This window comes from Floridaenema fluviatile BLCC-F154, from assembly GCF_041929135.1.
Classification (GTDB): Bacteria; Cyanobacteriota; Cyanobacteriia; order Cyanobacteriales; family Aerosakkonemataceae; genus Floridanema; species Floridanema fluviatile.
Genome location: NZ_JBHFNS010000090.1, coordinates 1 through 20,917, shown reverse-complemented (window position 1 = coordinate 20,917; position 20,917 = coordinate 1). Strand labels below are relative to the sequence as shown.

The 20,917-nt window shown below is 41.1% G+C and carries 13 protein-coding genes; 5 read left to right on the top strand and 8 right to left on the bottom strand.

Going from position 1 to position 20,917, the window contains the following annotated elements; genetic code table 11:
• Nucleotides 1-54 precede the first annotated feature (54 nt).
• The 3 genes from ACE1B6_RS24855 to ACE1B6_RS24845 all read left to right on the top strand — a co-directional run bounded on the left by ACE1B6_RS24855 (nucleotide 55) and on the right by ACE1B6_RS24845 (nucleotide 4,412).
• Nucleotides 55-2,328 carry a RelA/SpoT family protein gene (locus ACE1B6_RS24855; RefSeq protein ID WP_413259971.1) on the top strand — a complete coding sequence of 758 codons (2,274 nt, stop codon included), beginning with the start codon at nucleotides 55-57 and terminating at the stop codon, nucleotides 2,326-2,328.
• Between the two features lie 57 nt (nucleotides 2,329-2,385).
• Nucleotides 2,386-2,835, top strand: a complete 450-nt coding sequence (locus ACE1B6_RS24850) for a hypothetical protein (protein WP_413259970.1) — start codon at nucleotides 2,386-2,388, stop codon at nucleotides 2,833-2,835.
• A gap of 125 nt (nucleotides 2,836-2,960) precedes the next feature.
• Entirely contained in the window at nucleotides 2,961-4,412 is a 1,452-nt protein-coding gene (locus ACE1B6_RS24845; RefSeq protein ID WP_413259969.1) for a protein adenylyltransferase SelO, read from the top strand.
• Between the two features lie 61 nt (nucleotides 4,413-4,473).
• Here the strand turns inward: ACE1B6_RS24845 and ACE1B6_RS24840 are convergent, their stop codons facing one another.
• The 8 genes from ACE1B6_RS24840 to ACE1B6_RS24805 form a co-directional block, all read right to left on the bottom strand.
• On the bottom strand, nucleotides 4,474-4,839 hold the full coding sequence (locus tag ACE1B6_RS24840) for a hypothetical protein (protein ID WP_413259968.1): 366 nt from the start codon (nucleotides 4,837-4,839) through the stop codon (nucleotides 4,474-4,476).
• Between the two features lie 105 nt (nucleotides 4,840-4,944).
• Complete coding sequence (locus tag ACE1B6_RS24835) at nucleotides 4,945-5,439, bottom strand: DUF1269 domain-containing protein (protein WP_413259967.1); 495 nt, start codon at nucleotides 5,437-5,439, stop codon at nucleotides 4,945-4,947.
• Nucleotides 5,440-5,808: 369 nt separating this feature from the next.
• Nucleotides 5,809-9,099, bottom strand: coding sequence for a PAS domain-containing protein (locus ACE1B6_RS24830; protein WP_413259966.1), 3,291 nt, complete (start codon nucleotides 9,097-9,099; stop codon nucleotides 5,809-5,811).
• 105 nt (nucleotides 9,100-9,204) lie between these two features.
• Nucleotides 9,205-12,855: a PAS domain S-box protein gene (locus tag ACE1B6_RS24825; protein ID WP_413259965.1), complete on the bottom strand. Its 3,651-nt coding sequence runs from the start codon at nucleotides 12,853-12,855 to the stop codon at nucleotides 9,205-9,207.
• Between the two features lie 147 nt (nucleotides 12,856-13,002).
• Nucleotides 13,003-15,441: an ATP-binding protein gene (locus tag ACE1B6_RS24820; RefSeq protein ID WP_413259964.1), complete on the bottom strand. Its 2,439-nt coding sequence runs from the start codon at nucleotides 15,439-15,441 to the stop codon at nucleotides 13,003-13,005.
• A 141-nt stretch (nucleotides 15,442-15,582) separates the two neighbouring features.
• Nucleotides 15,583-16,071 (bottom strand): sensor histidine kinase, encoded by a 489-nt coding sequence (locus tag ACE1B6_RS24815; RefSeq protein ID WP_413259963.1) that lies wholly within the window; start codon nucleotides 16,069-16,071, stop codon nucleotides 15,583-15,585.
• 271 nt (nucleotides 16,072-16,342) lie between these two features.
• A complete protein-coding gene (locus tag ACE1B6_RS24810; RefSeq protein ID WP_413259962.1) occupies nucleotides 16,343-17,413 on the bottom strand; it encodes a glycerate kinase in 1,071 nt (356 codons plus the stop codon).
• Between the two features lie 4 nt (nucleotides 17,414-17,417).
• Nucleotides 17,418-17,753, bottom strand: coding sequence for a DUF565 domain-containing protein (locus ACE1B6_RS24805; protein ID WP_413259961.1), 336 nt, complete (start codon nucleotides 17,751-17,753; stop codon nucleotides 17,418-17,420).
• 202 nt (nucleotides 17,754-17,955) lie between these two features.
• On the opposite strand from ACE1B6_RS24805, the gene ACE1B6_RS24800 reads away from it, so the two are divergent.
• A complete protein-coding gene (locus ACE1B6_RS24800) occupies nucleotides 17,956-18,531 on the top strand; it encodes a hypothetical protein (RefSeq protein WP_413259960.1) in 576 nt (191 codons plus the stop codon).
• Nucleotides 18,532-18,817: 286 nt separating this feature from the next.
• The gene (locus tag ACE1B6_RS24795; protein ID WP_413259959.1) at nucleotides 18,818-20,710 is read left to right on the top strand and encodes an ArnT family glycosyltransferase; all 1,893 of its coding nucleotides are present in this window, start codon (nucleotides 18,818-18,820) and stop codon (nucleotides 20,708-20,710) included.
• Nucleotides 20,711-20,917 lie beyond the last annotated feature (207 nt).

The window sequence follows — 20,917 nt, the reverse complement described above, 5'->3', positions numbered from 1 at the left end:
AATTCGACCAGATTCGTGGCAAACTTTTATCCTTAAGGTTTTAAGTTCGACATTATGAACGCAGCCGCACCAACTCCCGCGATCAATTGTGTCATTCCTGACTGGCTACAGGAATGTTTATCCGCTAATTGTGCTAACCCCGAAGCTTGTACTACCACTGATACAGGCTTAATTTGTCGTGCTTTTGAATTCGCTTACCAACTTCATGAAGGTCAGTATCGCAAGTCAGGAGAACCCTATATTTGTCATCCTGTCGCTGTCGCAGGTTTGTTGCGCGACTTGGGTGGCGGTAGTGCGATGATTGCAGCTGGTTTTCTGCATGATGTGGTCGAAGATACAGAGGTTACGGTTGAAGAAATTGAACAGCGTTTTGGCGCAGAAGTCGCCAGACTAGTAGAAGGTGTGACGAAACTTTCTAAGTTTTCGCATAACTTCTCTAGTAAGACAGAACGACAGGCGGAGAATATCCGGCGAATGTTCGTAGCGATGGCGAAGGATATTCGGGTGATTGTGGTAAAGTTAGCCGATCGCCTCCATAATATGCGAACCTTGGAACACCTGCCAGATGAAAAACGCCGTCGCATTGCCACTGAAACCAGAGAAATCTTCGCTCCCTTGGCAAATCGTCTGGGGATCGGTAGATTTAAATGGGAATTAGAAGATTTATGTTTTAAATATTTAGAACCAGAATCTTATCGGGAAGTTCAGGAATTAGTCTCGGAAAAAAGAACCGATCGAGAAGCTAGACTGGGTAAAGTCCAAGATATTCTCAAAGAAGGACTAGACGAAGCCGGAATTACGTTATTAGATGTTAGTGGTCGTCCGAAACATCTTTACAGCATTTACCAAAAAATGCAGCGACAGCAAAAGGAATTCCACGAAATTTATGATTTAGCGGCAATTCGCTTAATTGTAGAGACAAACGAGGAATGTTATCGTTCTTTGGCTGTGGTTCATGATTCTTTTACCCCGATTCCCGGTCGATTTAAAGATTATATTGGTTTGCCAAAACCTAACCGCTATCAATCGTTACATACAGTAGTGGTTGGGCCAATTGGCAGACCTGTAGAAGTGCAGATTCGGACTTTGGAAATGCACCACATTGCCGAGTACGGGATTGCAGCACACTGGAAATATAAGGAAACTGGTAAATCTAGCCGTAGCCGTGTTAGTGCTGATGAAGAAAAGTTTACTTGGTTGCGCCAACTTTTGGAATGGCAAAATGAACTGAAAGACGCGGAAGAATACCTGGAAAACGTCAAAGATAACTTAGGTTTTGATGATGTTTTCGTATTTACTCCTAAAGGGGACGTGATTTCTTTGCCGCAAGGTGCGACGACTGTAGATTTTGCTTATCGGATACATACAGAAGTGGGAAATCACTGTTATGGTGCGAAGGTAAACGGTCGGATGGTGCAGTTAGATACGGCATTGAAAAATGGCGATATCGTGGATATTATTACTCAGAAAAATAGTCATCCGAGTTTAGATTGGTTAAACTTTGTAGTAACTACTAGTGCCAAGAACCGAATTCGGCAATGGTACAAGCGATCGCATCGGGATGAAAATGTGGCTAGAGGCAGAGAACTGTTAGAAAAGGAATTTGGTAAAAATGGTTTTTTAGCAGTGATCAAATCCGATCAAATGCAGTCAGTTGCGGAACGATGTAACTATCACAGCGTTGACGATCTTCTGGCAGCTTTGGGTTACGGTGAAATCACCCTCAACTTGGTAGTAAATCGGATGCGAGAGTCTGTGAAAGCCTTGCAACCAGTTGAATCAACTCCAGAGGAAACTTCTCCAGTAACCACAACGTCACGTTCTGTATCGAGTAGCAATAGTACTAAGTCGAGTCATAATAGTTCCTGTTCCCCAATTTTGGGCATCGAGGGATTGCTTTATTATTTAGCTAAATGTTGCAATCCCATTCCCGATGAACCAATTCTTGGTGTGGTGACTAAAGGTAGTCGGGGTATTTCTATTCACAGGCAGGGTTGTCCGAATGTGGATAGTGTACCAGGCGATCGTCTCGTCCCCGTTAGCTGGAATCCCGTTGATACGGAATCTGGTCGTCCTCAGACTTATCCAGTTAACATTCAGATTGAAGTGCTCGATCGGGTAGGAGTACTTAAAGATATTCTTTCCCGCTTGACAGATAATAATATCAATGTCCGAAATGCTCAGGTTAGGACTTACGAAGGCCGACCAGCTGTAATCGACCTTGGTATTGATATTCGCGATCATGAGCAATTAGAACGCATCTTCACTCAAATTAAAAAAATGAGTGATATTCTAAATCTGCGTCGTGTGAGCCAAGTTGATGAATAGATACTTCTTTCTTTCATCAAACCACATTGTTGTTCTTTTTTTTTTAGGATTTTTTGAATGGCTTTTTCTTCTGCCAAGCTGGTTTCCTTATTTGCTAGCGTTGTAGCCCTCGCTACTATGGGTTCTCAAGTTGCGCTGGCACAACAGTCTCCGAGACAAAATACTACTCCTCCAGCAAACAATCAATCTCAAACTGTCGAAGAATTGTTAGGTTTGAGTCAAGATCAAATCCAAAAAATTCGCAGTATTCTGATTGATAGACAACAAAAAATTGAGCAGGTGTTAACCCAAGATCAACGCAATATGCTGGCTGAAGCAATGCGTTCTGGTCAAAATGCTGCCCCAGTTCTGCAAAAATTGAATCTTTCTCAAGATCAAAAAACTCAAATTGGGACGATCGTACAAGCTTCTAACCAACAAATCAGATCCGTTCTAACTCCAGAACAACTGAAAAAGCTAGAAACACAAATTCAGCAAAACCAAAACCAAAACCAAAACCGTCGTTAATAAGTACGAGCAGCGGTAATAGTAAACTTATGATGGTAATCTGAGGAGGCTAATTTTCACAGTAGCCTCTTTTTTATTAAGTTTGTGTAGGGACTTGAGTCTGAGAATTTATTGGGGTAGATGAAATGGAATTGAATGGTGCTAATCCTTTCTTAAATTTGAAATATGAACCAGCATTAGAAAACTTGGGAGAAGATTACTACGATCGCGTTCCAGCAGCGGAATTTCCCCAACATATTTTGCGATTTCGCAACGATCAATTATTACCCCTAATTGGATTAGATCCAGAAAAAGTATTTGACGAAGATTTTATTGAAGCTTTTGGTCAATTTCAAGCGGTTAGACCTTTTTTAGCTTTGCGTTATCATGGCTATCAATTCGGGGAATATAACCCAGCTTTAGGAGATGGGAGAGGTTTTCTTTACGGACAAGTTCGGGGAATAGATGGGGAACTTTATGATTTTGGTACTAAGGGATCGGGAAAAACTCCTTACTCGCGTGGTGGGGATGGGAGATTAACACTTAAAGGGGGAGTGAGAGAGGTTTTAGCTGCGGAAGCTTTGCATCAAATGGGTGTGAGAACTTCCCGCTGTTTAAGCATGATTGAAACTGGGGAATCTTTGTGGCGTGGAGATGAACCTTCACCTACTCGATCGTCCGTAATGGTAAGATTTAACCGTTCTCATATCCGTTTTGGTACTTTTGAAAGGTTACATTATATCGGGCGCAGTGACTTAATTAAAAAGTTGTTAGATCATGTGATTGAAATTTATTATTCTCATTTGTTATCTGTCAAAGATGAATCGAAACGTTATGTTTTGTTTTATGGGGAATTAGTAGGAAGAGTTGCGGAATTAGTGGCGCAATGGATGGCGGCTGGTTTTTGCCATGCAGTTTTAAATACTGATAATATGTCCATTACTGGGGAAAGTTTTGATTATGGTCCTTATGCCTTTATTCCTACTTATAATCCCACTTTTACAGCAGCTTATTTTGATTATTATGGGCGTTATTGTTACGGTTATCAACCTGCAATTTGTCAGTTGAATTTGGAAATGTTGCAAGTGCCTTTGCGATCGGTAATTTCCCAGGCAGATTTAGCAGCGGAATTAGCTAAGTTTTCTGAATATTATACGGATTACTATCAACAGTTAATGTGGCGAAAGTTGGGTTTAGAAAATCTACAAATGCCTGAAGGGGAAGAGTTGCTGAAATCAACCATTCAGGTTTTGGGAGATACTCAGGTTGGTTATCATGCTTTTTTCTGGGAAATAACTGATTTGTTTTCTCGTCGTTGGCGCGAAGATGTTAATTCGATTTTGAGCGAACCGGACTTTTTATCAGGTTTGGAAAATCGGGAAAGTTTGGCGAATTGGAGAAATTTGTATCATCGAATTTTGCAGAAGTTGCCTGAATCAGAAATCCAAGAAGTTGAAGTTAGAATGAAGCGTTGGAATCCGAAAACGGTGTTACTTAGACCGCAAATTGAAGCGGTTTGGGAACCGATTACTCAAGAGGATAATTGGGAACCTTTTTATGAGTTATTGGGGAAAATTCAAGCAGGATTTATTGATTAATATCATGTCCGATCGATCGGACATGATATAAGTTCTAAAATTATTGATTGCAAAACTTTCTTTACCGCTTTCTCCGTTTCCGGCGAGAAAGTTTAGCTGTTGTGCCTTTCCACAAAACTAGCAATGGGATTACTGCGATCGCCAAAAAAATCAAACCTGCCCAAAAAAATGAAGTAACTGCAAGATAGCACACTAATAAAGTGTAACTTCCCAAAATAATCCAGCCTGTAATCAGAACCCACCAATGTACTTGTCCACTAGCCAATCCTCTAAAAACTCGACCTCGAAGTTCTATTTCCCCCATTGGTTCATATCCTGAAGGAATTCTATTGTGTTCTAAAGGTCTTTGTTCAGCCGGAATTTCGATATAAAGATTTTCTTGTTTCGATTCTGGCAAAAACTCATCAAATTGATCTTTCTTACTCATTGTTTGACTAAAAAACGAGGAAAATTTTAAATTTTGAGTTGCTAAAAGTGTGAAAAGTTCTCTCGTAACTTTATAAAGTTACGAGAGAACCCTTAAACTTAAATTCTAGATTTCTGCGCCGAAGTCTTCCCGCAATTTTGCTTCTTGCTCAAGCGATAAATTTGATTTAATCAATTCACCTTTTTCTTCCGGTGTAAAAGCTGCTTCGACTTTATCTATTGTTACCTGACCTGTTAACAAGAATAGAGCCGATGTTCCTTCTGTAACTTTGTTTTGTAGCTCCTTAATAAAATCATCATTTATGCCATAGTCGGTAAATTTGCCCGAAATTGCACCTGCTGTAGCACCGACGACCATTCCTAACAAAGGAACAAAAAAGAGCAGACCAAACAGCATTCCCCAGAAAGCACCTCCGAGCGCACCTACTCCTACAGTATTCATTGCTTGGTAGGTTTTAGGGCGTTTCCGTCCTTGGGGCCAAGTAACAACTGCGGCATCCAAAACTTGAATTAACTGCTGTTTTTGTAATTCTTGAAGTTTAGTTAAAGCACCATCTGCGCCATCAGGAGTATTGAATTTCCAAACAGTTAAAGTTGACATATCTTCCTCTGCAATTAACTTGCCTAACTAATTTTTTCGACTACTCAGATCTGTAGTAGGGTAACTACGGCTCTTCATTCCTCAACCCCAACAATTCAGAAATTTGTGATGGATCGGCTGTTTTAGTATTGTTTAATCAGCTAAAACAAATTACAAATTGCTGGGATTAATTGTTTTCTAGACTATTCTATACTAAAACAATAAAATATGAAACTAATATGGAAATCGGGTATTTCTGCAACCTGCCGCCCCATATTTATGGTCTCGAAGGGTTTGACGATCGCACCGATAATATCCAAAAACTCATATTACTAAATTGCTATCGATCGCTTGTTAATGCTTTAGCATTAAAAATAATTGCTAGGAGTTTCAAACAGGAGCGTGTGTCAATGGGAGAGTAAAGTAGAATGTGCTTCCTCGATCGATCGCACTCTCTACCCAAATTTCTCCTTGATGACGTTGAATAATATTTTTACAAATAGCTAATCCTAAACCTGTTCCTCCTTTTTGGCGCGAATCGGAAGAATCTACTTGTTGGAAACGTCCGAAAATTGATTCTAATTTATCTGGGGGAATACCTCTTCCTTGGTCTGTAATTGAGAAGAGAATGTAGTTGGTGGGGATGGCGTTTTGATCTGGGAATTTTTCTCTGATTCGTAGATCTGAATTGTTGGTAACTTCGGCTTTTAGCCAAATTTTACTCTCTGGTGGGGAAAACTTAATTGCATTACCTAAGAGGTTGATCAAAGCTTGGATGATTTCGTCGGAAGAAGCTAAAACTGAAGCGTTTAGGGGAACCCATTCTAAAGTGATGTTAGCTTGGTTGGCGATCGCTTGCATTGATTCTACCGCTTGCTCAAGTAAATCACTAACTTGACAGACTTCCTTAACTAGAGAAACTTTGCCCGATTCTAATCGCTGTAAAGTCAGGATATCATTAACTAAGCGGACTAAGCGATCGGTATTATTCACTGCAACTTCTAACATTCTTTGGGCTTTGTCCGGTTTATTTTTCAGAACACCGGATTCTAAAATACCCAAAGATCCGCGAAGTGAAGTTAAGGGCGTTCGTAGTTCGTGACTGACTACGGAAAGGAATTCGTCTTTTATGGTATCAAGTTTGCGCCGATCGGTAATATCGACTGCTATTCCTATCATGCGCGTTGGTTTACCTGTGCTGTCAGTGATGACTCTGGCAATAGCTTGAGTCCATCGCCATTCCCCAGTTTTTTGGGGATTTATTACCCACACACGATGTTCGCTCTGGAATTGACCGCATTGAGCAATGGCTTCTTGATAAGCGCGATCGTATGCTTCGCCATCGTCAGGATGCACTAATGCTCTGGCTTGGAAATAGGGAATTTTTTCAGCGGAAATCGGTAAGACATAGTTAGTTAATGAGACAGTTTTGCTGAGAAAGAACTCATCAGTTTCTAGGTTATGCTCCCAGACGACAGCGCCAGAGACTTCTAATGCTAACCGGAGACGAGTTTCGCTTTCTTGTCTGGCGATGTCAGCTAGTTTGCGATCGGTGATATCCTGAACTGTTCCCCAAAAACCAATCAATTGATTTTGGGCATTAAACTGCGGTTCGCCTCTAGTTTCAATATACCGAGTTGAACCATCAGTATGAAAAATTTTCAGATCGGTGATAAAGCTTTCTCCCTGTGCAAATTTTTCCAGAATTTCCTGTTGATATTTCTCATGCTCATCTGGATGAATATATACTTTAGCTTTTACTCCTGTGGGAATGGATTGATCGGGATCTAGTCCATGAATCTGATAGACTTCTTCTGACCAGTAAACTTCTTTAGTGGCAAAATTGTATTCCCAATTGCCCAGATGAGCAATTTCTTGAGCTTTTTTGAGGTTTGCTTCGCTTTTTTTCAGTTGTGCTTCGGCTTGTTTGCGATCGCTAACATCTAGCAAAATACCGTACCAGGTGATGGTGCCATTGTTTTGCCGCAAGGGACGGGAATTTGCTTCTAACCACTTGAGTTTACCGGAAGGAGTAATACTACGAAAGGCAAAGCTAAACGGTTCTAAGGTAGCACGACTTCTTTGCACGGCAGCATCATGAGCCGGACGATCGTCAGGATGAATTTGATCTAGGACAAGATTGACATCAGCGATCGCTTGCTCTGGTTCCAGTTCTAGAATATATCGACTGTAGTCACAAACATAATCCAAACTGTGAGAACCATCAGGATGCTGAGAATAGGTGTAAATCATCCCAGGTATCGAGGTTGCCAGTTGGCGAAAATGAGCTTCACTCAAACGAGTTGCTTCTGCTTCTACTTGACTTTGAAACAGTTTTTGTAGTTGTTCTGCCATTTTGTTGAAAGATTGCGCCAATCCTTGCAACTCAATAATTTTGCTATCATTTGGCAATCGTTGGCTTAAGTCTCCAGCTGCTAGGTTTTTACTTACTTGATTAAGTCGAGTAATTGGTTTAGTGAGTCTATTGGCGATAATTAATCCTGATGCGATCGCTAATCCCAAAGTCAGCAAACAGAGTAAAACAGTGGTGCGTTTATTGCTGTGAACTTGAGCCATAAAATCTGACTCTGGAATTACCGTTACTACCAACCAATCCAACCCATATTTATCTTGATAGGGGGAAACGTTTAAAAAGTAGCTTTTCCCACGTATTTGAAAATTCAGAGCTTGCGGCGATTTGATTGTGGCTAAATTACTAAATTTTGCCTGCAAATACTGATAGGAATCTTGAATAGCCGAATTAGGAATTTCCGACGGGAAGCGACGCTTAAATGTTACAGTTCCCGGTTGAGGAATTCCTTCCTTTAGATTTCCCACTACAGAGTAAGAAGTTTCTGAGGTTGAATCAGCGATCGACAAACCGTTGCGCTCAATAATAAATACTTCTCCCGATTTTCCTACCTCTAAACGCTGGAGAAAATCACTCAGTTGATTGAGGCTAATATTGACAGCGAAAACCCCTAATAATTGGCGGGATTTGTTGTAAAAGGGAGTGTAAGCATTGATAGCCAAAATATTAGTACTACCAATTTGAAAAGGGCTAGTCCAACCTGCTTTTCCGGTTTTTACAGCTTGACGATACCAAGGGCGATCGCGCACATCAATATTTTTAATTGTTTCCAAATAGCGCCGCAATTTCCCTGTTTCATCTATGCTGTAGAGGTGGAGATTCGCAGGGTTCGACGGGTTTGAGAAAGAAGCTTCAAAAGGCAACTCTCCCGGTTTTAAGTTTGTTACTACGCCAAACTCTTTCGGATTGACATGATGACTGACTCGGAAATCTCCTTGGGCAGTTCCCAACAACAGGGTTGTCAAGTCTTCGGTTTGGCGATGTTGTAGGATCAGATATCGATGTAGTCGATCGAGGTTTTCCAGGTCGATCGCGCCTGATTCAACTGCTGCTATTTGATGTTTATTAAATTGATGGGCGTTTTGCAAATAGCGATCGAGTTCCTGAGTAACTTGCAGCCCGACATTTTTCATTAATTGATGAGCCAATTTCTCTACTGCTTGTTGCCCACTGCGGTCAGAAAGATAACCCACTAACGCCACTGCTCCCACAGTTTGCAACACAAAGGGAACTACCAGCAACCACCGCAGCGGAATTTTTGCGGAGTTAACTGGAAAAAGTTGCAGAAAGGGGGAGCGGAACGACGGCATAAACGGCAGTAAAACCCTCTCAAAGAGTACAGGTAATCAGTATGCAACCTTTCTCTATTTGCAGCATAAAACACCTAGCCGATCGCTGCAATTAAGTTATCTATCTTAAGCTAGAAGTTCGTCTGCTATTGGCAGAGTGAAATAGAAAGTGCTTCCTTGTCCGATCGCACTTTCCGCCCAAATTAATCCTTGATGACGTTGGACAATATTTTTACAGATAGCTAATCCTAAACCTGTTCCTCCTTTTTGGCGCGAATCAGAAGAATCTACTTGTTGAAAACAACCAAAAATCGATTCCAGTTTTTCTGGTGGAATGCCTCGTCCTTGGTCTGTAATTGAGAACAAAATATAGTTGGTAGAAAAGGAATGTTCTAAGTCTGGGAATTTTGCCAAAATTCGCCGATCTAAATTATTGGTAACCTCAGCTTTTACCCAAATTGTACCGCCTGGAAAAGAAAATTTGATGGCATTACCTAAGAGGTTAATTAAAGTTTGAATGATTTCGTCGCCAGATACTAAAACTGAAGCATTTAGGGGAGTGGATTTTAGGGTGAGATTTGCTTGGTTGGCGATCGCTTGCACTGATTCTACTGCTTGCTCAATTAAATCATTAACCTGAAAAATTTCCTTAACTAGGGGCAGTTTGGGGGATTGTAGTCGCTGGAAATCAAGGATATCATTAACTAAACGGACTAGGCGATCGGTATTGTTCACCGCAATCTCTAACATTTGTTGAACTTTGTCCGGTTTATTTTTCAGGATACCTGTTTCCAAAATCCCCAGAGAACCGCGAAGGGAAGTTAAAGGTGTCCGCAGTTCGTGACTAACTACTGAGACAAATTCATCTTTGATTGCTTCTAGATGACGGCGATCGGTAATATCTGTAATCGAACCCACCATTCTAAAAGGGATGCCTTGTTCGTTCCAAACTGCCTTACCTCTAGATAAAATCCATTTATAACTACCATCGTGACAGCAAATTCGGTACTCAGCGACATATTGAAGATTTTGCTGATTTAGATATTTTTCAAAGGTATTTTGTACGATTAAGCGATCGTCTGGATGTATTCGTTCTGTCCATTTGTCAAAAGTTTTTATCTCCTTACAACTGCACCCTAACATTTCTAAGCAACGAGGAGAAAAGAAGATTTCATTAGTAATTAAATTATGATCCCAGATGCCATCATTTGCTCCTGCAATGGCTAATTGCCAACGTTCTTCACTGAGTCGCAATGCTTCTTCTGCCTGTTTGCGTTCCGTGATATCAGTAGTAATGCCAAAAATCTGCTGAATTTCACCTTGTCGATCCAAAATTGGGACATACTTCACTAACATGGTGTAGGGTTCTTGTCCTGGTAGTTGAATGGTAGCTTCTCCCGACTGAAAGGTACGAGTTTCGACAGTTTTTCGTAGGATTGGCAAATAGGTAGAGGTGACTTCTGGGGGAAATAGATCTTCATCTCGTTTCCCGATAAAGGTTTCTAATGTCCATCCTGTTCGTTTTAGGGCGTGTTCGTTGACGTACTGGAAGCGTAGGGTGCGATCGTAAATTACCAACACATCTGGCGCATATTCGACAACTGTCCGAAAACGGGTTTCACTAGCTTGCAGGGCGATTTCCGCTTGTTTGCGAGCAGTAATATCAATGGAAATTGCGGTAAGAACCCAACATTTTTGTGTTTGATCCCACCAGGAATTATTGGTTTCCGAGATCCAACGTTGACTACCATCTTTGTGACGCAATCTATATTCGTAAGTATGGGTTTGTTCGGCAAAAATCTTAGTAAATACTTCCGAGCAGACTAGTTGCCAATCTTCTGGTTCAATCAGATTCAGCCAAAGATTTTTATCTTGAACTAATTCTTCTGAAGTATAACCGGAGATGAGTTCGCAACCCGCAGATACTCGATCGACTTCCCAAGTTCCATTTTCAAAGACTCGCATACTAGCGATCGCTGCCATTGTAGTATTGAGGATAGTCTGAGTTTGAGCTTCCGAGCGTTCCCTGGCTAATTCTAGTTGTTTGCGATCGCTAATATCATTCAAAACCCCAATCACACAATCTTGTTCATCCAAGCGAGTGACTTTGGCAAATAGTAATACTGTTTTAATTTCACCTGATTTGGTGCGAAACTCGACTTCAAAATTATCAATTTTGCCCTCCTGAAGTAGAGAGGCGCGAAAGTGTTGTAAATCTGCTAAATCAGTCCATAATTGCATCTCAACACAAGTTTTTCCGATCGCCTCAGTGCGAGAATAGCCCAAAACCTTACTGAAACTTTCGTTGACATCAATACAGCGTCCTTCGGCTAAAGTAGCAGTCCAAGCTGGCTGAGGGCTATTACGAAAAACAGTAGTAAACTTTTCTTCTGATTGTTCTAAACTGTTGTGAAGGCGATCGAAAGATTTTTCTAACTCGTCTGCCATTTGGTTGAAAGATTGCGCGAATTCTCGCACTTCAATAATTAAACTATTGGCTGGTAAACGCTGGGTTAAATTTCCCGATGCGAGTTGTTGACTGATTTGATTTAGGCGAGCAATGCGAGTAGTAAATCGATTGGCGATAATTAATCCTGATGCGATCGCCATCGCTAAAGTCAAAAAGCAGAGTAAAAAAGTAGTGCGCCGATTATTCTGAATTTCTGCCATAAAATCCGATTCTGGAATTACCGTTACTACTAACCAATCCAACCCATATTTATCTTGATAGGGGGAAACAGTTAAAAAATAACGACGATCGCGCATTTGAAAATTTAAGGATTGCGGCGATTTTATTGTGGCTAAATTACTAAATCTTGTTTTCAAATACTGATAGGAATCTTGAATTGCCGGATGAGGAATTTCCGAAGGTAAGCGACGCTGAAATTTCAAAGTTCCTGGTTCAGCTATTCCGCTTAAGTCAGGTTTCCCCGATACTGAGTAAGAAGGTTCTGTGGTTGAGTCAGCAATTAACAAACCGTTGCGCTCAATAATAAACACTTTTCCCGATTTTCCCACCTCTAAACGATGGAGAAAATCACTCAGTTGATTGAGGCTAATATTAACAGCAAATACTCCTAATAATTGACCTGATTTATGATAAAAAGGAGTGTAAGCATTGAGAGTCAAAATATTAGTGCTACTAATTTGAAAAGGGTTAGTCCAACCTGCTTTTCCGGTTTTTACGGCTTGACGATACCAAGGACGATCGCGCACATCAATGTTTTTAATTGTTTCCAAATAGCGTCCTAAATCCCCTGCTTGATTCACGCTATAAGTACGATTAATGGCAGGGTTGGAGGGTTTGGAAATAGCGGCTTCAAAGGGCAACTCTCCAGGTTTTAACTGTGTTGTGACTCCATAATCTCTGTTGCTGACGCGATGACTGACTCGCAGATCTCCTTGGGGAGTGCCAAACAAAAGTGTTGTCAAGTCTTCAGCTTGTCGATGTTGTAGAATCAAATATCGATGTAGTCGATCGAGGTTTTCCAGATTGATTGCATCTGATTCGATCGCTGTAATCTGTTGTTGATTAAACTGATGGGCATTTTGCAAATAGCGATCGAGTTCCTGAGTAACTTGCAGCCCGACATTTTTCATCAATTGATGAGCTAATTTCTCGACTGCTTGTTGTCCGCTGCGGTAAGAGAAATAACCCACTAGGGCCACTGCTCCCACTGTTTGCAACACAAAGGGAACTACTAGCAACCATCGCAGCGAGATTTTTGCTGAATTAACCGGAAAGCGTGGCAAAAAAAGAGAATAGGGCAACGGCATAAACAGTATTTAAAGCTTCTGAGCAAGTGGAGATAATAATCAGTTCTGCCAATTTTCTCTATTTGTCAGGATAAAACACTTAGCCGATCGGTGCAATTAAGTTATCTATCGTTAGTTTAAGAATTAATTTTTCGATTTGAGCGATCGCTAATCTTCAAATGGCAAAGTGAAATAAAAAGTACTTCCTTGTCCCATGACACTTTCCACCCAAATTAATCCTTGATGACGTTGGACAATATTTTTACAAATTGCTAACCCTAAACCTGTGCCTCCTTTCTCACGAGAATCGCCAGAATTTACTTGTTGAAAAGATTCAAAGATTGATTCTAATTTGTCTTTTGGAATGCCTCTTCCTTGGTCTGTAATTGAGAAAAGAATATATTTTTCGGGGTTAATTTCGGTTAATTCTGGGAATTTTTCGGTGATTCGCAAATCTAAATTGTTGGTAATTTCAGCTTTCAGCCAAATAGTGCTGTTTGCTGGAGAAAACTTAATCGCATTGCCTAAAAGGTTGATTAAAGTTTGAATAATTTCGTCGCTAGATGCGGAAACGGAAGCATTTAGAGGAACAGATTCTAGGGTAAGATTTGCTTGGTCGGCGATCGCTCTTACTGATTCTATTGCTTGCTCAATCAAATCATTAACTTGGCAGATTTCTTTAACTAGTGGAACTTTGCCGGAGTCTAATCGCTGTAAATTGAGAATATCATTAACTAAACGGACTAGACGATCGGTGCTTTTGACGGCAATTCCTAACATTTGTTCAGCTTTATCCGGTTTATTTTTCAAAACACCTGATTCTAAAATACTTAGAGAACCACGAATTGAAGTTAAAGGTGTTCGTAATTCATGACTAACCATTGAAACAAATTCGTTTTTCATAGTTTCTAACTGGTGGCGATCGGTAATATCCTTAATTACAAAAATCGCCACATTCTGTTGTTCCAAATTGCACTTTTCTGCTGAGAGCAATATTACCTTGGTTTCACCAGAATTAATTTTAGTTGTAATCTCAAAGTTGTAAACTGCACCTTGTTCTAAAAGTTGTCGAAACTGCTCACGTTGGTCTAAATTTACCCACAAACCTAATTCTGTCGCTGTGTAACCGATCAGTTCTTCACGGGAATAACCGAAGAACTCACACATTCGCGGATTAACTTCTAAAAAGCGTCCTTCTCTGGTGGTGGCAATGGCGATCGGATCGGGGCTAGTACGAAAAATAGTAGTAAATTTTTCCTTAGATTCTTCTAGAGCAATTTTGATTCGATCGAATGATTCTTCTAACTGATCTGCCATCAAGTTGAAAGATTGCGCCAATCCTAACACTTCCACGATCGAGCTATCATCTGGTAATCTCTGGGTTAAATCTCCCGCTGCGAGTTGCTGACTGACTTGATTTAGCCGAGTAATACGGGTAGTGAATCTATTAGCAATTGTCAGTCCTGATGTAATTGCCAAGCCCAAAGTCAGCAAGCAAAGTAACACAGTTATGCGTTTATTTCTCTGAATTTGAGCCATAAAATCTGACTCGGGAACCACTGTGATTACTAACCAATCTAAGCTGTATGGATCTTTATAAGTTTTAACCTGTACAAAAACCCGTTGATTATTAATAGTTAAACTTAGTTGTTGAGCATTTTTTATCTGGTGAAAGCTACCGAATTTTTGCTGTAGCTGTTGAGCAACTTTTTGTGTTAGTTTATCTTGGCTATGTATGGCTGGTAAACGTTCAGGTTTTCCGTTAACTAATCTAGTTCCAATTGCGTCTGATAAATTTGAGGTGGCAATCAGATTTCCCGATCGTTCAATAATAAAAACTTGTCCTGTGGGAGAGAAGTTTAATTGATTGAGAAATGTACTAATTTCGGAGAGGAAATAGATTGAGGTAAACATTCCCTGAAAATTTCCGGCTCGATCGTATATGGGAGCGACTGCCATCACTTGTAAAGTTGGGACAACTTCACCGACATAGATAGGTGTCCAATGTTGTTTACCAACGGTTTTCGCCTGACGATACCAGCCAACAGTGCGAAAATTATACTTAATTGTCAGAACCAAATTTTGGGTTTTGCCTTGAGAATCAACCAGATAGAATCGACGCTGATTGGCATTCATTTCGGTAAAATAAATGGTTCCGATCGGTAATAGTTTACCCGCAACTTTTTGGGCAGATTGTTGTCTCTCTTTGGAAGCTATTCTTTCATATCCCAGAGCATTACCTTGATCGCTCCAAAACAAACTACCAGGTAGCGATGAGTCTAAAACTATTTGCTGCCATAGTTGTTGCCGTATTTGGGCAAAATTATTCAAGTTTACGATTTTCTGTTGTATTGCTAAATTATTGGCAGCTACAACTTTTTGAGATGGCTGTAAGTAGCTGTTTAGGCGATCGCTCACTCGCTCTGAAGTTTGCCGCAACAATTGATTCGCTAGATTCTCTACTGCTTGCTGTCCGCTACGGTATGAAAGATAACCAACTAGTGCTGTTGCTCCTACGGTTTGCAACACAAAGGGAATCACCAACAACCAACGTAGGGGGATTTTTACTGGCTCAACCCGAATTTGCACATAATTGGGCAACAGCATAAATAGCAGTAGAAGCCTGAGAATAGTACAGATAGTCTGTATTGCAACTCTATCTGACTTAGAGCATAAAACAAATACAGTACGAATGCAATTAAGCCATCTGCCGTAAGATATAAATTAATGTTTAGATTGAGGCGATCGCTAATCTTCAAATGGCAAAGTGAAATAAAAAGTACTTCCTTGTCCTAAAACACTTTCTACCCAAATTAATCCTTGATGACGTTGGACAATATTTTTACAAATTGCTAACCCTAAACCTGTGCCTCCTTTTTCACGAGCATCGGCAGAATTTACTTGTTGAAAACGTCCAAAGATTGATTCTAATTTGTCTTTTGGAATGCCTCTTCCTTGGTCTGTAATTGAGAAAAGAATATATTTTTCGGGGTTAATTTCGGTTAATTCTGGGAATTTTTCGGTGATTCGCAAATCTAAATTGTTGATAACTTCAGCTTTCACCCAAATAGTGCTGTTTGCTGGAGAAAACTTAATCGCATTGCCCAAAAGGTTGATTAAAGTTTGAATAATTTCGTCGCTAGATGCCCAAACGGAAGCATTTAGGGGAACCCATTCTAAGGTGAGATTTGCTTGGTTGGCGATCGCCCTTACTGATTCTATTGCTTGTTCAATCAAATCATTAACTTGGCAAATTTCTTTAACTAGCGGTACTTTGCCCGATTCTAGTCGTTGTAAATCGAGGATAAGGATTGTAAATAATGGGGCAAGGGCATAGATGGAAGTAGAATCCTGATGGTGACTGAAGGCGATCGGTACGCAAGCTTTTTGTAGTATAAAGCACAGGCTTTTTTCTTACCATTAAATTATCGGTCAGTTTTTATATTTGTTTTAAAACTTCATCTTAATTTTGCTAATTAATTGAGAATTATTGTAATTAAGTCTAAAATTAATCGCCTGGTTGATAAAGTTTACCAGGAGAGCGATCGGAATTAATTTCAATAACTAAATCTACTAAATCTAGGTTTTTAACTAATGGTTTGATGAATAATTCTGGGTGAAGACTGCGCCAAAAGTATTGTACAAATTGCTCGATCGCTTCATCTGTCATTCCGGTTTTTCCAGATGCAATCATTTCTTGTTCTGCTTGTTTACGCCATTGCAAAGAAAGCCGATAATCGACGGGATAAAGTATGATTAAACGGTCTAGAAGTTGCCACAAATGAAGGTATTCTTGAAGTTTAAAATTGATATCACGGGCGAAATTTTTATCGCTGAAAGTGACAATGGGATCGGGTGCGGAGTCGAAGGTTTTGGGATCGATCGGACGCACACCCACAAACCAACCTTCAAATAATACAATATCAGCTTTTTCTATTATTTCTGGTGTAGTGCGATCGCCTGCACCTTGCCAAAGCGATTTATCAAAACGAGGAATTTCTACAGGCGTTTTTTGTTGGCGTAATTGAGTTAAAACTTCAATTCCCAAGTTTACATCATGAGTTCCCGGAGGCCCTCGCCAAACTAATCTAGGGTCTTGTTTTTGTAGTTCTTGTCTTTCCGAATAGGTTTTGTAAAGGTCATCAATGGAAATACTAATAGTTTCGTAACCCAAATGTTTTAAAATCAAGGTGAGAATAGCTGCTAAAGTGGTTTTTCCCGTACCTTGCCCGCCCAAAATTCCTTGAATTAAAGGACGTGATAAATTGCGCCGCCAACTTGCTAATTGGATTGCCAAAGGTAGCCATAATTCCCAGAGAGTTTCGAGAATTAAAGGGCGACTGGTGAAATTTTTGTTTTGACAATAAGCGATAACTTGGGGGTGGAGATGGGTGAAGAGGTGCGATCGAAAATCAAGCACCTCTGCCACATTTTCCGAAGTAATCCCAAAAGCCTTTGCTCTTAATGAATCTGCCAAAGCCCAAACTTGTAGTTTTTCCCTAGAAGATGCCGATAAACTATTCCCAGAAATCCAATCTTCGAGGATTTCTCTTAACGATTCCCTATTTAGTTCTGGCATAGCATCAAGAACCGAGTTTAAACGCTTCAATAAACAAACTAAAAGTCAAGCCAACTTTGAGCAAATTCACCGATTCAGCTAATAAAGAACGTGAGACTCCCGACTTTCTAGTACTGTAAAAAAATCTACTATATACCTCAGTAAATAATACCAAAATTGCTGCCGCGGGGACATCCCAGCGAGCAGATTGTCCCGTTTCCGTAGAAACTGCCGTTCCCAGAAAAAAGCCAAACAACAAACAGATTACTTGTAATGATAACCGTCGCCAAGGATTGCTAAACCAAGCGCCAAGCTGATTGCTAGTAGAAACAACTAAAGTGTTAAGACGAGTATTTTGCATTGCCAGAGAAGATCTAAGAGAGGAAAGGGAAACTCCAGTAACATTTTATAGTTCCTGGTGACTAACGGGAGGATAAATTTACCATCCGTCCCATGATGTTAAAGGTTGTTTTAATTAGCGCAAATCCGTTTAAATCTGAACGGGGATCTGTTATTACAAAACTATGACCTCTTCATCATAGAAACAGTTATATCTAAAAACTATGAATCTACCAAGATGGCAACTTTACACTATTTTTAGCGTCACCTCTGTATTCTTACTGGTGGCATTAATCGTCAGTCGGTGGCAAATCAGCGTCACTGTTGAGCAAACACAGCCACCAGTTTCCTCAGTTTCCCTATCAAATCTCGATCCCCTTGATCCCCTTACCTCTGCGTCAGTCACCAGTAACCCAGCAAGGGCAAGAATTAATCCCCCAGCGACTCAGGTTAAAACTCCTCCCAGAGCTTTACGCTTGAGTAATCAAACCGATTATCCGGTCAGAATTGCCTTTTTACCAAAACAGGTAGGAGCAAGAAAACAGCAGTCTGGTGTTGTCAAACAATCACTATACGGGGAACCTGGACATTGGGACTTTGCGCCCCAAGAAGGTGCTACTAGTGGTTTAGTTTTGTCTTTACCTACCAAAGGAATTGTACAGCTAGAAAGAGGAGATGTGCTGATTGCCTTTGCTCAAGATGGTTCTGGGCGCTACTGGGGCCCGTACATTGTCGGCGAAACACCTTTACCTGTGTGGAATCGCCAAAAGTCGGAATGGCAGTTGATTTTGCAACCGTAGGCAGGGGGGCAGAGGGGCAGGGGGGCAGGGGGGCAGAGGGGCAGAGGGGCAGGGGGCAGAGGGGCAGGGGAGCAGAGGGGCAGAGGGGCAGGGGGCAGAGGGGCAGAGGGGCAGGGGGGCAGGGGGGCAGTTTTGAGTTTTGAGTTTTGAGTTAATAAACTTCCCCATCTCCCCATCTCCCCATCTCCCCACCTCCTTGTTGCTTTAACCAAAATTCGTCATTTCTCGCTAAAGTAAGTCTGGCAACAAAACTGAGCAGGATTACTTAACGACGGTTAAAGGCTGCATGAAATTGAATTTTTATCGTTTTACTACTCCTTTGCAGAAGTATTGGGAGACGCATCCGAAGATGGTGTGGTTACTCTCGATTTTGTGGGTGTTTTTGATTGGTTGGCTAGCCTTTTTTTGGCATTTGGGCAGTATTGGTTTAGTTGATGAGACTGAGCCTTTGTTTGCGGAGGCGGCGCGACAAATGGTGGTGACGGGTGATTGGATTACGCCTTATTTCAATGGTGAGACGCGGTTTGACAAACCAGCTTTAGTTTACTGGTTGATGGCGATCGCTTACCAAACGATCGGCGTGAATGAGTGGGCGGTAAGACTCCCTTCTGCCTTAGCTGCACTAGCTTTGACGGCTCTCGGTTTTTACACTCTACAACGGTTTGGTTTTCCCAGCCCGCAGGGGAGCAGGGGAGCAGGGGAGCAGGGGAGTTCTTCCCTAACTCCCAGTACCCAGTACCCAGTAACCAGTACCCGATACCTTAGTGCTTGGATTGGTGCGGCTTTAATTGCGTTAAATCCGATTACAATTGCTTGGGCGAGAACGGGTGTTTCTGATATGTTGCTCAGTGGTTGTATCGGTACATCTTTGTTGTGCTTTTTTATTGGTTATGCGAGCAAAGATGAAGGTAATTCTGGGGAAAGTCAGAGAAGTTTCTTTTTAAATATTTCGCCTTGGTATATAGCTTTTTATGTTTTAAGTGCTTTGGCGGTGTTAACTAAAGGGCCTGTGGGAATTGTTTTGCCAGTAATAATTATTGCTGGTTTTGTAATTTATTTGGGTAATTGGCGGGAAGTTTGGCGCGAGATGCGCCCGGTTTGGGGTAGTTTGATTTTTAGTGCGATCGCTCTTCCTTGGTATATCTTGTGTTATTTACGCAATGGGAATGCTTTCATTGATGCGTTTTTTGGTTATCACAATGTTGAACGCTTTACTCAAGTAGTTAATCGTCATTCTGCACCTTGGTATTTTTACTTTTTGGTGGTGTTGCTGGGGTTTTTCCCTTGGTCGATTTATTTGCCTTTGGCGATCGCAAAGTTGCGGTTTTGGCAAGTAAAAAGATGGCGAAATTCTCCGCGTTCTAGTCAACTTGGTTTATTTGCTTTGGCTTGGTTTTTCGGGATTTTTGGCTTTTTTACGATCGCGGTTACTAAGTTACCCAGCTACGTAATTCCGTTAATTCCAGCAGCGGCGATTTTGGTGGCGCTGTTGTTTAGCGAACAAATACATTTTGTAGTTTCGGAAAAGTTCCTACTTACGGATAAAGAGAAGTTTAAAACTAATAAAGGTTTATTTTGGAGTGGCATTTTCAATGTAGTTTTATGTATTGCTATTGCTGGGTTACTGCTCTATCTTCCCGGTTTATTGGGATACGATCCCGCAATACCTGATTTGCAACAGTTGTTAGAAAAGTCTGGGTTAGCAGTCAGAGGTTTTTTGATTTGGGGAGTTACGGCGATCGCCTTAGTTTTTTTACTCCAAAATCGTCGCCGTTTACCTTTCTTAGTAGTTGCCAATTTTCTCGCTTTTGTCGCTTTCTTAGTTTTTATGCTGACCCCAGCTTCTTTTCTTTTAGATGGCGCAAGACAAATGCCGTTACGAGAATTATCTGCTGTGGTGAGACAAGTAGAAAAACCTGGGGAAGAGTTGTTTATGATTGGCTTTAAAAAGCCGAGTGTGGTGTTTTACACGCAACGAAAAGTTGATTATTTTGAAGGTTTTAATGAAACCTTTAATTACATGAGAAAAACCGCTGCTGCTAACCCAAATCGCACTTCAGTTTTAATTCTCAGTCAATCCACTCATATCGATCGCGAATTGCTGGAAGTTACTCCTCATCAAGTATTAGCTAAAACTAAAGCTTACAAGTTAATTCGGGTAAAGGTTTCTGGGGGTTAGGGACTGGGGACTGGGGACTGGGGACTGGGGACTGGGGACTGGGGACTGGGGAGGTGGGGAGGTGGGGACCGTCTGTTAGGGCGGGTTTTGTGGTTACCTGTTCTGCTGTGAACATAGAGTTATCTGCTAAACCCGCCCCTACAACGCAAAACTCAAAACTCTCCCAGTCCCCAGGCCCTAGTCCCCAGTCCCTAGTCCCTAGTCCCC

Excerpts from the sequence above, each read along its gene's own strand:
- ACE1B6_RS24855 (WP_413259971.1), top strand. The coding sequence starts at position 55 with ATGAACGCAGCCGCACCAACTCCCGCGATCAATTGTGTCATTCCTGAC.
- ACE1B6_RS24850 (WP_413259970.1), top strand. The coding sequence starts at position 2,386 with ATGGCTTTTTCTTCTGCCAAGCTGGTTTCCTTATTTGCTAGCGTTGTA.
- ACE1B6_RS24845 (WP_413259969.1), top strand. The coding sequence starts at position 2,961 with ATGGAATTGAATGGTGCTAATCCTTTCTTAAATTTGAAATATGAACCA.
- ACE1B6_RS24840 (WP_413259968.1), bottom strand. The coding sequence starts at position 4,839 with ATGAGTAAGAAAGATCAATTTGATGAGTTTTTGCCAGAATCGAAACAA.
- ACE1B6_RS24835 (WP_413259967.1), bottom strand. The coding sequence starts at position 5,439 with ATGTCAACTTTAACTGTTTGGAAATTCAATACTCCTGATGGCGCAGAT.
- ACE1B6_RS24830 (WP_413259966.1), bottom strand. The coding sequence starts at position 9,099 with ATGCCGTCGTTCCGCTCCCCCTTTCTGCAACTTTTTCCAGTTAACTCC.
- ACE1B6_RS24825 (WP_413259965.1), bottom strand. The coding sequence starts at position 12,855 with ATGCCGTTGCCCTATTCTCTTTTTTTGCCACGCTTTCCGGTTAATTCA.
- ACE1B6_RS24820 (WP_413259964.1), bottom strand. The coding sequence starts at position 15,441 with ATGCTGTTGCCCAATTATGTGCAAATTCGGGTTGAGCCAGTAAAAATC.
- ACE1B6_RS24810 (WP_413259962.1), bottom strand. The coding sequence starts at position 17,413 with ATGCCAGAACTAAATAGGGAATCGTTAAGAGAAATCCTCGAAGATTGG.
- ACE1B6_RS24805 (WP_413259961.1), bottom strand. The coding sequence starts at position 17,753 with ATGCAAAATACTCGTCTTAACACTTTAGTTGTTTCTACTAGCAATCAG.
- ACE1B6_RS24800 (WP_413259960.1), top strand. The coding sequence starts at position 17,956 with ATGAATCTACCAAGATGGCAACTTTACACTATTTTTAGCGTCACCTCT.
- ACE1B6_RS24795 (WP_413259959.1), top strand. The coding sequence starts at position 18,818 with ATGAAATTGAATTTTTATCGTTTTACTACTCCTTTGCAGAAGTATTGG.